This is a genomic window from Gammaproteobacteria bacterium, from assembly GCA_014075255.1.
Taxonomy (GTDB): Bacteria; Pseudomonadota; Gammaproteobacteria; order UBA4575; family UBA4575; genus JABDMD01.
In genome coordinates, this window is the sequence record CP046178.1 from 1,879,533 (window position 1) to 1,893,310 (window position 13,778).

10 protein-coding genes are annotated in these 13,778 nt (G+C 39.9%); 5 read left to right on the plus strand and 5 right to left on the minus strand.

From position 1 onward, the window contains the following. Positions 1 to 15 precede the first annotated feature (15 nt). Positions 16 to 276 carry a 30S ribosomal protein S20 gene (rpsT, locus tag GKR92_09595; protein ID QMU61936.1) on the minus strand — a complete coding sequence of 87 codons (261 nt, stop codon included), beginning with the start codon at positions 274 to 276 and terminating at the stop codon, positions 16 to 18. A gap of 167 nt (positions 277 to 443) precedes the next feature. On the opposite strand from rpsT, the gene murJ reads away from it, so the two are divergent. From murJ to ispH, 5 genes are read left to right on the plus strand one after another with little or no spacing between them, the layout of a single operon-like run. Further along, the gene (murJ, locus tag GKR92_09600; protein ID QMU61937.1) at positions 444 to 2,006 is read left to right on the plus strand and encodes a murein biosynthesis integral membrane protein MurJ; all 1,563 of its coding nucleotides are present in this window, start codon (positions 444 to 446) and stop codon (positions 2,004 to 2,006) included. A gap of 24 nt (positions 2,007 to 2,030) precedes the next feature. Continuing rightward, positions 2,031 to 2,963 carry a bifunctional riboflavin kinase/FAD synthetase gene (gene ribF / locus GKR92_09605; GenBank protein QMU61938.1) on the plus strand — a complete coding sequence of 311 codons (933 nt, stop codon included), beginning with the start codon at positions 2,031 to 2,033 and terminating at the stop codon, positions 2,961 to 2,963. 32 nt (positions 2,964 to 2,995) lie between these two features. Then, positions 2,996 to 5,827 carry an isoleucine--tRNA ligase gene (gene ileS / locus GKR92_09610; protein ID QMU62767.1) on the plus strand — a complete coding sequence of 944 codons (2,832 nt, stop codon included), beginning with the start codon at positions 2,996 to 2,998 and terminating at the stop codon, positions 5,825 to 5,827. Beyond that, positions 5,820 to 6,332, plus strand: a complete 513-nt coding sequence (locus GKR92_09615; protein ID QMU61939.1) for a lipoprotein signal peptidase — start codon at positions 5,820 to 5,822, stop codon at positions 6,330 to 6,332. Before ileS ends, GKR92_09615 begins: the two co-directional genes overlap by 8 nt. Continuing rightward, positions 6,332 to 7,276: a 4-hydroxy-3-methylbut-2-enyl diphosphate reductase gene (gene ispH / locus GKR92_09620; GenBank protein ID QMU61940.1), complete on the plus strand. Its 945-nt coding sequence runs from the start codon at positions 6,332 to 6,334 to the stop codon at positions 7,274 to 7,276. Before GKR92_09615 ends, ispH begins: the two co-directional genes overlap by 1 nt. Here ispH and GKR92_09625 read toward each other — a convergent pair. From GKR92_09625 to GKR92_09640, 4 genes are all read right to left on the minus strand, one after another. Continuing rightward, positions 7,273 to 7,671 carry a prepilin-type N-terminal cleavage/methylation domain-containing protein gene (locus GKR92_09625; GenBank protein ID QMU62768.1) on the minus strand — a complete coding sequence of 133 codons (399 nt, stop codon included), beginning with the start codon at positions 7,669 to 7,671 and terminating at the stop codon, positions 7,273 to 7,275. The two genes, ispH and GKR92_09625, sit on opposite strands and share 4 nt — an antisense overlap. Before the next feature lie 125 nt (positions 7,672 to 7,796). Next, a complete protein-coding gene (locus GKR92_09630) occupies positions 7,797 to 8,249 on the minus strand; it encodes a prepilin-type N-terminal cleavage/methylation domain-containing protein (protein ID QMU61941.1) in 453 nt (150 codons plus the stop codon). A gap of 11 nt (positions 8,250 to 8,260) precedes the next feature. Next, complete coding sequence (locus GKR92_09635; protein ID QMU61942.1) at positions 8,261 to 13,213, minus strand: hypothetical protein; 4,953 nt, start codon at positions 13,211 to 13,213, stop codon at positions 8,261 to 8,263. Between the two features lie 18 nt (positions 13,214 to 13,231). Then, positions 13,232 to 13,777, minus strand: a complete 546-nt coding sequence (locus tag GKR92_09640) for a hypothetical protein (GenBank protein ID QMU61943.1) — start codon at positions 13,775 to 13,777, stop codon at positions 13,232 to 13,234. Position 13,778 lies beyond the last annotated feature (1 nt).

The window sequence follows — 13,778 nt, forward strand, 5'->3', positions numbered from 1 at the left end:
TTCTACAGCGGCTTGCTACATAGATTTGATTCGAGCGTTCAGACGACTCTTATGACGTGCCGCTTTGTTGGCATGAATCAGCTTTTTGCTAACGGATGCATCAATCACTGGCACAGCATTTTTATAGGCTTCAGCTGCAGCACTCTTATCACCTGAATCAATCAATTTGACTACCGCTTTGATCTTGGTGCGTAAGTGAGAACGCTGTCCAGCATTATGTAAGCGGTTTTTAATCGCTTGGCGAGCACGTTTTTTTGCTGATTGTATATTAGCCAAAATTGATCCTATTACTTGTTATTTATAGCTCAAATATATTGCTTAAATTCTGGGCTATAGTTCTTCTGTTCGGGTCGCGTACTATGGTAGTAAGATAAAAAAATGTCAACCTCAAGCCCGTTCATTTCTGCCAACTAACCCCATAAACACCTTATAATTATCCACAAATGGCTGAACACCGCGCCCTATTCAAGTCTACGGCTGTCATCAGCGCTATGACCTTTATCTCCAGGATCTTCGGCTACATCCGAGATGCGGTGATATTCATCTTTTTGGGCGCCACAGGTAGCACGGATGCCTTTTTTGTAGCCTTTCGCATCCCCAACTTCCTACGTCGACTCTTCGCTGAGGGAGCTTTCTCTCAAGCCTTTGTGCCGGTGTTATCCGAGTATAAAGAGAAGCATACAGAACAAGAGATGAAGAACTTGGTCAATCATGCATCAGGAGTGTTGGGCTTAATTTTGTTGCTGATAACGATCGTCGGCGTACTCATCGCACCGCTACTAATATATGTATTTGCTCCAGGTTTTACTAATGACCCACAGCAATTTGAGCTCACGGGGCAAATGTTGCGTATAACCTTCCCTTATATATTGTTTATTTCGCTAACCGCCCTATCCGCTGGAATTCTAAATACTTTTAACCAGTTTGCGGTTCCCGCCTTCACACCAACATTTTTAAATCTTTCACTCATTGCAGCAACCCTGTGGTTGGCGCCACAGTTTGAACAACCCGTGGTTGCTCTGGCTTGGGGTGTATTTATCGCTGGGGTAGCTCAGCTATTATTTCAAATCCCTTTTTTAAGCCGCCTGGGTTTATTACCAAAATTTTCTTTGCATGGTGCATCTGACGGAGTTAAAAAAATTGGCCGTCTTATGCTGCCGGCAATTTTTGGCTCATCAATCGTACAAATTAACCTGTTAATTAATACGCTAATCGCCTCTTTCTTAGCAGTAGGTAGCATTAGCTGGTTATATATATCTGATCGTTTTGTCGAACTGCCGTTGGCAATATTTGGTGTCGCTACCGCTACTATCATTCTGCCGAGACTATCAAAACAATACGTTAATCAATCCACCTCAGGTTTCAATCAAACACTTGAATGGGCTTTAAAGCTCTCAATCTTTATTGCACTACCTAGTGCAATAGGCTTAATTTTATTTGCCAAACCCATTTTAATATCACTGATCCAATATCGTGAGTTCACTGTATTCGATACCAACATGGCCTCACTTAGCTTGATGACCTATGCGCTGGGTTTGCCTGCATTCATATTAATAAAAGTGTTAGCGCCAGGATTTTATTCGCGCCAAGACACTAAGACACCCGTCAAGATTGGCGTGATCGCAATGCTTTGCAGCATTAGCTTAAATCTAGTTTTTTTATGGTTATGGACAAAATACAAATTACCAGGCCCGCATGCTGCGCTTGCTTTAGCAACTTCTATATCGGCTTACTTAAATGCCATACTGCTATACATCATGTTGAAAAAATCAGCATCTATATCGATGCAAGCCGGATGGTCAAAATACTTAACTCAGATCATCATCGCATCAATCCTGATGACACTAGCACTGACACAAGTATTACCACTTACGTCACAATGGTTGGAATGGGATAGCTTTAATCGTATTACTGCACTTTTAGGCTTTATGCTGCTGGGGGTAGTGCTGTATATTGGCGCGCTGGCAGTACTGGGCGTTCGAAAAAAAGATTTTGTACTGCAATAAGTTTACTTTACGAATCCCAATCCTATGCAACTCATACGCACTATACATAGCCACAAAAGTGACTCATCTGGAGTCGTTGCTACAATTGGTAATTTTGATGGTGTGCATCTTGGCCATCAAGTGGTGATCAATAAAATTATCCAACAAGGCGAAGCATTAAAATTGCCTTCCATGGTTATTGCATTTGAACCTTCAGCAAATGAATTCTTTCTGGGTCAAAACTCACCTGCTCGTTTGACTAATTTTAGAGAAAAATTTTCACTAATTGATAAGTTTGGAATCGATCAGTTTGTCTGTTTAAATTTTAATCACGAATTGGCCAGCATGCCAGCTGAAACATTCATAAATAAAATATTAGTAGATACATTGCATATAAAGTATCTTGCTGTTGGCGATAACTTCCGCTTTGGCAAGGATCGGAAAGGCGACTTTGAATTACTGAAAAATTTTGCAAATACACTCGACTACCAAGTAGAAGATACTGCCAGCTTTATTAATGATGGCAAACGCGTAAGCAGCAGCTTAATTCGTGGCTTCTTAAAAACAGGAGAATTAGATAAAGCAGAAAAATTGCTCGGTCGTAAATACTCCATGTCAGGACATGTAATACATGGCGATGAAAAAGGTCGTACCATTGGCTTCCCCACAGCAAATATCCCTATTAAACGCAGAAATTGTGCAGTTAGCGGTGTGTTTGCAGTAAATGTATCCATGGAGGATGGTTCTGAATATTGCGGTGTTGCAAACATTGGCCATCGACCCACAGTGGGGGGCACTCGTACACAATTAGAAGTACATATATTCAATTTCTCACAAGAGATATATGGAAAGTTTCTTCTAGTAACTTTTTGTAAAAAACTTCGAGACGAAAAAAAGTTTGAATCATTTGAAGATTTGAAAAATCAAATTGAACAAGACTCTAAGTCTGCACAAAATTATTTTAGTACCACCACCTAGAGCGCTATAACAATAAAACAATGACTCAGAAAATTAACAATTATAAAGACACTCTAAATCTACCTAAAACTTCCTTCCCTATGAAAGGCAATCTTGCTCAGCGTGAGCCAGAGATACTTAAGGCATGGGAGAAGCAAGATGTTTATCAGCAAATACGTAATGCTCGCAAAGGTGCGAAACGTTTTATTCTTCATGATGGCCCACCCTATGCAAATGGCGACATTCATATCGGTCACGCGGTTAATAAAATTCTTAAAGACATCATTATCAAAAGCAAAACTTTATCTGGCTTTGATGTTCCATATGTTCCTGGTTGGGACTGTCATGGTCTACCCATTGAACATCAAGTAGAAAAAAAAATTGGTAAGGCGGGGACTAAAAAAACCCATAAAGAATTTCGTGATGCATGTCGCTTATATGCTGGAAAACAAATAGACAAACAACGAGTTGATTTTAAACGCTTAGGCATCTTTGGCGAATGGAATGAACCCTATCGCACTATGGATTTTGGTTTTGAAGCAGACATCGTACGCACTATAGGCAGAATTTTCTCCAAAGGCCATATCATTCGTGGTTTTAAACCGGTGTACTGGAGTGTTGTCGGTGGATCTGCATTAGCAGAAGCCGAAGTTGAATATCAAGACAAAACATCTTTTGCAATTGATGTGCAATTTAAAGTTGTAGATGAAAATGAATTTTTAAATAAGTGTCAAAACATCTCTAGTGAAGGACCTGTATCTATAGTTATCTGGACCACTACACCCTGGACACTACCTTCAAACCAAGCAGTATCGCTACATCCTGAATTAGACTACGTTTTGGTTGAATGCGAACACAATAATACTCAACAACGTTTGTTATTTGCAGACGCACTTCATGAAACGTGTTTAAAAAAATATGAAATCGACGACTATAAAATAGTAGGTAAATGCAAAGGCAAAGATTTAGAAAATTTACAACTTCAACATCCTTTCTATAATAAGACGGTTCCGATCATCCTCGGTGACCACGTAACCACCGAAACAGGAACCGGTGCTGTACATACTGCACCCGATCATGGCGTAGACGATTTCAATGTCGGCAAGAAGTACTCCATCGGTACATTGAACCTAGTTGATGACCATGGCGTGTTTAAAGAAGAAACTGAATTATTTGCTGGTGAGCATGTATATAAAGTGGATGAAAAAGTAATTGAAACCTTAATTACTAATAACAGCTTAATTTATCAAACTAAATTCCAGCATAGCTTCCCGCACTGCTGGCGCACTAAGACTCCTCTTATATATCGTGCTACCCCACAGTGGTTTATCAGTATGAATGCTAACAACTTGCTGACTGAAGTAAATCAACAAGTTGGGGGCGTTGAATGGATTCCTGATTGGGGTAAAACTCGAATTGAAGGCATGTTGGCCAGCCGCCCGGATTGGTGTATTTCCAGGCAAAGAACCTGGGGCGTTCCAATTACCTTTTTCATCGACAAAAATACTGAGCAACCACACCCGAATACAGCAGAGTTGATTGAACAGATTGCACAGAAAATTGAACAAGATGGAATGGATGCTTGGTATGAGCTAGATATAAATGAAGTCTTAGGTGATGAAGCCAATCAATATAAAAAGGTTACTGATACTCTTGATGTTTGGTTTGAAGCAGGAGTCTCGCATTTTGCAGTAGTGCGTAAACGATTAGATATAGACTTCAACAACAATGAACGTGCAAACCTATACCTTGAAGGTTCCGATCAACACCGTGGCTGGTTTCAATCTTCATTAATAACATCTGTAGCCATGAATGGAGTTGCGCCTTACAAGCAAGTTGTCACCCATGGATTTACGATGGACGCGGAAGGCAAAAAAATGTCTAAATCCATAGGCAATGTCATCGCACCGCAAAAAATTTGTAACTCCTTAGGTGCCGATGTTCTTCGACTTTGGATCTCATCAACAGATTATGGTAACGAACAAAATGTTTCGGATGAAATTTTAACCAGAGCTTCGGATGCCTACCGACGCATACGCAATACTTTGCGCTACTTATTATCTAACCTTGATGGTTTTAACCCCGATACTGACGAAGTTACTGCTGAAGAAATGGTGTCGCTAGATCATTGGATTGTCTGCAAAACAAATTCGGTGCAAAAACAAATCAAGCAACATTATGAGAAATACCAATTTCACTCTATTTACCATTTACTACATAACTTTTGTATTTTAGAGTTGGGCAGTAGTTACTTGGATATTATTAAAGACCGGCAGTACACAACCAGGTCAAACAGTCATGCAAGAAAATCAGCGCAAACCGCTATGTTTCATATTGCGGAAGCTTTAATCCGCTGGATTACACCAATATTGAGTTTTACTGCACATGAAGCTTGGCAACATCTCCCCGGTGATCGTACTCAATCAGTGTTTATACAAGAATGGTACGGCTTAGAACAGTTTGAATCGTTTGGAGAGATTACAGATACAAAGTGGGATGGAATTCTTGAAACTAAGGAAAAAATCAGCAAGGAATTAGAAGAATTAAGAAACAATAAAGAGATTGGTTCTTCCTTAGATGCCGAAGTAAAAATTTGGAATGCACCAGAATATATAAAGAAAGTCACAAACGATGAATTACGATTCGTATTTATAACTTCATATGCCGATTTAGAGGATGGAGCTGCGCCTAGCACTGCTCATAAATTCACTAATGCGGATGGCGCAGAATATTATGCAGAAGTAAAAAAATCTAAGCATCAAAAATGTGTGCGCTGTTGGCATCATCGAGAAGATGTAGGCGCAGACAGTCAACACTCAGAACTATGTTCCCGATGTATTAGTAATTTACCAGATGGCACTGGAGAGGCTCGTAAATATGCTTAAGTGGCTTTGGTTAACTGCATTAGTCGTAATACTGGATCAAGTCAGCAAACAAGCTGCTGTACATTTTTTAACGCCTCATGATCCACAAGCTTTTTTGCCATTCTTTAATTTCACCTTAACTTTCAATAAAGGTGCTGCGTTTAGTTTCTTAAGCAACGCAGGTGGTTGGCAGCGTTGGTTTTTTACGGTATTAGCAGTAGGTGTTAGTATTTTTATTTTTCTTTGGCTTAAAAAACTTAACAATAAAGAAAAATTACTAGCTACGAGTTTAGCATTGATACTAGGCGGTGCAATTGGCAATGTAATTGATCGCAGTATTTATGGGCATGTAATAGATTTCATTGACTGGTTTTATCCTTCCGGTGATGGATGCCTACCCTTCTTCTTTTCTATTAATCAAATAACTTGCCATTGGCCCACATTTAATCTTGCGGATTCAGCGATTTTTCTAGGTGCAGCACTTATGATTATTCAAGCCGTATTTTCCAAGGAAGAAACAGAATAATGGATGTATTGCTAGCCAATCCACGCGGTTTTTGTGCCGGAGTAGATCGTGCGATTGAAATTGTAGAACGTGCCCTTAAAATGTTTGGAGCACCAATCTATGTTCGTCATGAGGTTGTACATAACAAATTTGTAGTAAACAATCTAAAAGAAAAAGGTGCGATCTTTGTAGATGAGCTACACGAAGTGCCAGATGGCTCTACGGTAATTTTTAGTGCACACGGTGTGTCTAAAGCCGTTCAAAATGAAGCTAAAAATCGTGATGTAAAAGTATTTGATGCGACTTGCCCTCTTGTTACCAAAGTTCATTTAGAAGTTGTGCGCTATAGCAAAGATGGACTAGACACTATTTTAATAGGACACAAAGGTCATCCAGAAGTAGAAGGCACCATGGGGCAGTACGATGACTCATATGGTGGACAGATACACTTAGTTGAAAATGCTGATGATGTTGCAAACCTAAGCGTTGGCAACACCAACAAAACGGCGTTTGTTACACAAACCACTTTGTCTGTCGACGACACTAGCGATGTTATTGATGCTTTAAGAAACCGATTTCCAAGTATCATTGGCCCCAAAAAAGATGATATCTGCTACGCCACACAAAACAGGCAAGATGCAGTAAAAAAATTGGTAGCATCTTGCGATCTTTTATTAGTAATAGGCTCTAAAGCCAGCTCCAACTCAAACCGCTTGCGAGAAATTGCAGACAAAAACGGAATTCAAGCTCATCTAATAGATGGTCCTGAATATATCCAAGATTCATGGCTAGAGAATAAAACAAGAATTGGGGTTACAGCCGGCGCATCCGCACCAGAAGTATTAGTGCAACGTGTAATCCAACACTTAAAAGAAAAAGAAAAAGCAATAGTTACTGAGGATCTAGGCAAAACAGAAAATGTAGTGTTTCCACTACCGAAAATATTTAGAGAAAGCTTAAATTAATCCCATCCACACTCTGCAGCAGTCAAGCTGCCACTCGCTACGGCTTTAGCTTGTGTTTGATCAATTGTAAAATTACCGCATTTATCATTAGTCTGTTGACCGGCTCGAGTTGCAGTAATTGTAAATACTTGAGCACCTACTATCGTACCGGTAACCGCAATTGTATAAAACTGCTCCGGACTTGTCGCAGGAACAACTGCGCCTCCGCCATATTGACCAAACTGCGTGTAGTGACGTTCCATTATTGCTGCAGCATCCATTAGTGCAGCCTTTGCATCCGAACGACGAGTTTTTCTAATTTGCTCTTGATAACTTGGGTAGGCAATAGATGCGATGACTGCTACCACAGCGACTGTAATCATTAACTCAATTAGGGTAAATCCACGTGTTTTCATACTAATCATAATATAGGGTTACTATCTAACTATAAATTGACAATCTCAATGGGCACGATCACTCGATACCAAAGGCAATGTATACAAGACAGATGGAATGAGATATTGCTCTCATACAAAATGAATCACCAACACGCTGCTACATCAGCACTTTGCGCTGCAGTATCCGAACACTTAGTTGTACCGCCCACAATAGTGCATTTTACACCTGTTTGATCAATAGTAAGAGACCCGCATGTTGCATCATCTTGACTCGCAGTAGGCGTTGCTCGTAATGTGTATGTTGTTGCGGTTCTTGTAGTTGCCGCTATAGTATATTTTGCAGTAGAACCATCATTGGGCGATTGTGTAATGGGTAGCGCAACTGCAGGAGCAGGATTATATACACCTGTCTCAGAAAATAACCGCTCCATAAATTGTGATAACTCCAATAAGTCCGCAGTAGACACTGCTCGATTTGTCTTAGTTATGTGAGCTTGGTAAGAAGGATAGCCTATCGAAGCGAGTATGCCAATGATAGCTATCACAATCATCAATTCAATCAACGTTATACCAGAACTTTTTCTATTACTATTCATATCTAAAATACCTATTGTAACTGTCGCCAAGATTGTCGCCCAATCGCCCTTGGATCAACACTAGTTTGAACATTTTGAATTGAGCCATCAATTCCAGAAATAATTCTGTATTCAGACGTACCACTGGATGCAGAAATAATTGCAGGTGGCCCAAGCGTTCCTTTTATAAATATACCTGAAGCAACTGTGCCTGTTGAGTTGTAGATCACCAAGTCATTGGCATCAATGAAACCATCACCGTTAACATCAAATACAGATTCTCCAAGTCTCGCACCGCTAAGTGCATCGAGATCCATTAACAGTGATACTCCACCCCCATCGCATGGACTGGCTGAAGGTGTATAAGTTGTAAATATTGCTCTTCCAAATCGAGTTAATGATCTTGCAATTATTCTTTCGCCAAAAGCATCTGGATCTGATCCAGCGTCCGGTCCATCCGGCGCCAATAGGTCCATAAACCAGCCTCGCTTACTCGCGTAATTAATAGTATAGCCTGAAGTAACTCGCACACGATTAGTCAATACATCATCACTTGGGTCAGATGGAGTACCGTTGTCATCATACTCATCTTGCTCTGATAGAATTTCTTGCTGTACGAGAGCGCTTCGACCAGTAGTAATTGCAGCACCGATATCATTAACGCTATAAACACTATTTTGTGCAGGACTAGTTGGGATAACATTATCACCAATCTCAAGATATTTTCCCGTACCAAAAATTACATTAAAACCTCCATCAGGGTTGTATGCTATAGAAGGTCTACTTGTAATGGGTTGCTCAACACCATTTGCATCCGTTGCTGAAAACAAAGGAACTGGAGTGCCAGATGACTGATATGCAACATCCCAATTGGAAGCGTTAGTGTCTGATAGATCAAACTTCCACATATTACCGAGTAAATCTCCCGCATATGCTCTATCCACTATGCCATCTAAATCTACATCTACTAAAGTTGGTTCAGATAGTCCATTAGGATTCGCAAAACTACCTGCACCTGTATTAATAACCTTGATAATAGATCCATCGTCGGCATCTAAAATAAATAATCGTGCTTGTTGACTGGTACTGTTATAACCGTTACCAAACACTACCCCCCATTTGCCATTTTTCATTCTCACAACTTGAGGTGTAGTAAGCACATAACCGACCTCATCACTACCGTTGGAAACATCAGTATCGGTTTTAAATTCCCACATAACATCAGATGTACCAAAACTTGTAGGGTCAGTAATGTCTAGTGCATACAGTCCTTTTGCTCCTGCACCAAATGCACCCATCAGCATCGTTTTCCATGCACTGCCTAGATATGCATCTGCAATACCCACCGTTGCATTTACAAAGTACTCATGGTTGTAATTTGGCTTGGTTAAGTTCTCCAATTTACCGTGTATATGGCTTGGTATATAAGCAAAAATTTCTTTACCAGCGCTAGAAGGAGATGTGTCATAAGTATCTTGAAATGCATGCAACATGCCATCATTAGAACCTACGTAGACAATATTGAAAAACTCGTTATTCCCACCTTTGAATTTTGTAATTTTGCTCGCCAAATAACTCGCATAGCTACTACCTTCACTGCCTGGCAAATCTTCGTAGAAAAAGTTTTCTGTACTAGAAGTTACAGGAGTTGAGTTAACCAAATCTCCAATTAAGTAAGTTCGATCTCTAAATATACCAGTTGCAGACTGACTTTCTTCTCTAGATTGATCGCCACGAATGTAGTTAACAATTTCAGCATTCGAAGCTCCACCAATCGTAACGGTTGCAGTCTCATGCGCTTCAACTTCTGCAATATGTATAAATGGCGTGTTGTTAAAAGTAGCTCCTGGTTTTTGTAAACGTATATAACGTCCAGGAATACCCACATTCTGAGTAATAAGATTTGAAGAGATTTCTGGGATGATTTCAATTGCATTAATTAGTGGATCGCCCCCTGATTCCTCTCTAAAATCAAGATCTAATATGCCTTCTACTGTTTCGTCATCTCCATATCTAAGCACTACTGTCTGAGCTGTGTCTTGGCCAACTGCTCCGATATCATAATCATCTAAAGCTATTTGATTGTTATCAAACTCAACATCTAGAACTAGATCAGTCCCACCTGAACTATCAGAGAAGTGCAATATTACATAATAAGCAACTGTCGTATCTGGTATAGGAATATTAAATCTAACTTCACCATTTCTATCGATATCTGTTTTATATAGTGATTCATCACTCGTATCACCTAATAGCGGTCCACTATTTGTATTCGTTATGCTAGCGCTATTCGTATTGGCGCTACCACTTTGAAGATATGCAGTATCTGCTTCCCATTCTCTACCTTGAGCATCTGTAAAATCAACGCTTGAACCTGCATTAATGCGAATAGGCTCACCAGTAAGCTGGCTTACATGATCAGCGTTCGACAATGCAGTTGCTAGATCATTACCAGAAAAAGGTGTATCGGCAACCATGAGAATCGTATTACTCAAGCGTTTTTCATGCGTTGAATCAGAACGGTTATAAATATTGATATGGCTGACATCTTTAACTGATTGCAAATCAACATCCACCCAATCATTAGCTGTTAATCCGCAAGTATGGTTAACTGAGCCTGGAGCGACTGTAAAGTTACCATTGGTATCACCGTCAACCACCTTAGATGCTGGCCCTGTAGTTTCATAATTACATTCACTTATTGCACTTGCAGTAGCACCTGTTACTGGTACCACTACCGTAGTGGTTGAACTGCCCGAACCGCCTAAAGTTACATTGGCGTCAGTAAATGTCTTAGCAGTTGGGGTGCCGCTCACATCTACAGTAGTAAATATTTTTCGTGCGGCATGAGCAGGGGGCTCAGAATTAGCATCCCATACTTGGGTGTTTACAGAACCATCTAAATTTAAAGAAAGTGCATTTAGATTGCCACTCCAATCTGTACTAGCAAAAGTAGCTTGGTAAATCCTTGAGTTAGTATTGAGTACCGTGCTGTTAATGGCCACAGCAGAACCAGATGCTTCTGCAATTTTAGTAATGGCATCAAATGAATCTTGCAGTTTATCCACCATCTTTGATGGTTCTGTTGCCAACACATAATTATCTGGAACACCATCGCCATCCGCATCCCACTCTGAAGCTTGTGGAATATCATCATTGTTTGCATCAACGAAACCACCATATTTTCCTGCTAACCAAAGCTGGTTCACGTTCCCTATTAATGGATTGTTATTATATTCTTGAGAATCAATCATGAATGTAGAAACGGTTTGTCCCCCAGGCATATTGGATTCTGTACGTAAATCTTTTGTGTTTGCGTAATAACCTATACCTGCTAGATAATAACTATTACCTCTACCATCACCACTGGTTGGCGTTAAGTTAGCTCCTGTACTAGGTGCAATCATCTTACCTAACTCATTTGTACCTAATTTTGTTGTTAACTCTCCACCACTTTCAGCGTCTTCCAAAGAACCAATATGATCAGTCCATTTCGTTACAAAATCAGTTTCAAAATCAGAAGATCCTGTAGGCTCACCAGAATCACGTGTAAATGAAATAGAACGACCTAGTGCATCCGTTGTGGGGCTATTTTTAAAATGTGTGCCTGGTAGAGATTTATCATTCCATGGAAATGCATCATTCATTGCTACCATAAAGTTCTTTTGGCATTCATATTGAATCGGGTCTTCCCAATCTGACGATGTTAAAATTTCAAACCCACCATTATTACTTGTAGATAAGCCTGAATAAGTTTCTGGTGTTGGCCCTATATTCTTAAAATACCGAACCGCCTCATAAAACAATTCACTTACCGGGTCATAACTTTTATATTGCCCGGCAACTACAGCAAAGTTATTTACATAATTAATTACGCCACTATTAAAACCATATGGTGCTGTGTCCACACCCACGCTAGGAGAACTTCCATCGGGATCTATAATCATTAAACCATCATCGCTATATTCTTTTTTGGTATTGGTTTCACCAGTGCCCAATTCTGGGCCCACAGACTTCATGTTGCTGCGCAGTACGCCACCTTGACGTGTATGCGAATTGTCAGTGGTATACGCCATCACACCAAAACGTAATTTTTTATCATTGTTTTGAATTAAACCTTCTGGCTTGTAATAATTATTCGTACCATCCGTACGTGCCACACAAAATTCTTCTAACCCATTATTGGTTAGTGAGGAATTTTCTTTACATACCTCTACTGCAACGTTAAATGAGTTACTGCTGCCGCCTTTGCGTGTTAACGTAAATTGTGTTGAGTTTTGATTTTGAACAATTCGACCCCAATCATCGTTATAAGGTGTAACCGTAGCTAGTGCGACCGCGCTAATGCTATTATTAACATCAATACCAATTGCCTTGGTATGGAAAGCATACCCCGCAACAAAAGACAGTGAACGTTCGATTACAGTTTGAGATGCAGTATCAACAACCCGTCTGCCACCAGTCATCGTAAGCATGTAGGTATCAATGGCAGTCATCGCTGCCCAGTTTAAAAAGTTTCCGCTCCATCTACCTGTTTGGCCACCGTCACAGGAATGATCAGAACTTGTGTTATCTGTAGGTGTATATCGATTGCTGCCATAGGAATAACATTTATTGGCATCAAAATAGCCAATGTATTCAAAGGTTGGGAAATAGCATGTTCCAATATTACTTTGGCCTGTCGCACTTTTTCTACCTGTACAACCCGGTATAGATCCTGGAGCATCATTGTATGCGCCGCCGCCCATAGGTGTTTCCACAGACATATTTAACAATACGTTTGCACCAGCACCTGTTTTAAGAAACAGAGGGTCATCCGTTAAATCAATTGCTGAGTACGCTGTGCCACTTGCAAACAGCATGGTAATTATAAAAATTAATATGAAACTTTTTGATTTCATAAATATTTCTCGCATCAAATTGAAACTTTCTTTTGATGAGTTAGTGCTTGATAATAAGCTGTTCATATTGCATTTCCTTTGCATCACTACTGTCCAAATAATTTATAAACGTTTGTAGGTTGATTGAATAACAGATACCGAATTAGCATTTAACCCGGCAGATCTTGCTGTAATCCTATATACAGGCAACATACAGCCTGCTGGTCTAGGTCTTTCGTATTGACAATCTCTATCTCTAGGAGACTCACTAAAGTCCTCAATAATGTATTGAGGAACATCTGATAACCCTATGTCGGTGGCATCTACCCAATCACTATCTAATAAATTTTCCCAAGCTGGAAAATCTACTAGTGCACCTGCAACATTTTTTACATCACCAGGGTTTGAGCCAGGATACAAACCATTAGAGCCATCAAATAGAGTTACATCTGATAGTCCCGATGCTGCAATTTCTGCAACACGCAGTCCGGCTTCAGCGCCTTGGAATGACATGTGTTTATTTCTAATATTACCTGCCATCTTTTCTTCTAAAACTGTGGAACTAACTGCATTAATTGCAATGAGTGTCGCAACGGTTAATAACATTAAAACCACAATTATGGCTGAGCCTGTTTGTGTATGATTTTGTTTGGTTAAGTTCTTCATCATA

Excerpts from the sequence above, each read along its gene's own strand:
- GKR92_09640 (QMU61943.1), bottom strand. The coding sequence starts at position 13,777 with ATGATGAAGAACTTAACCAAACAAAATCATACACAAACAGGCTCAGCC.
- ispH (QMU61940.1), top strand. The coding sequence starts at position 6,332 with ATGGATGTATTGCTAGCCAATCCACGCGGTTTTTGTGCCGGAGTAGAT.
- GKR92_09615 (QMU61939.1), top strand. The coding sequence starts at position 5,820 with ATGCTTAAGTGGCTTTGGTTAACTGCATTAGTCGTAATACTGGATCAA.
- murJ (QMU61937.1), top strand. The coding sequence starts at position 444 with ATGGCTGAACACCGCGCCCTATTCAAGTCTACGGCTGTCATCAGCGCT.
- GKR92_09625 (QMU62768.1), bottom strand. The coding sequence starts at position 7,671 with ATGAAAACACGTGGATTTACCCTAATTGAGTTAATGATTACAGTCGCT.
- ribF (QMU61938.1), top strand. The coding sequence starts at position 2,031 with ATGCAACTCATACGCACTATACATAGCCACAAAAGTGACTCATCTGGA.
- GKR92_09635 (QMU61942.1), bottom strand. The coding sequence starts at position 13,213 with ATGCAAAGGAAATGCAATATGAACAGCTTATTATCAAGCACTAACTCA.
- GKR92_09630 (QMU61941.1), bottom strand. The coding sequence starts at position 8,249 with ATGAATAGTAATAGAAAAAGTTCTGGTATAACGTTGATTGAATTGATG.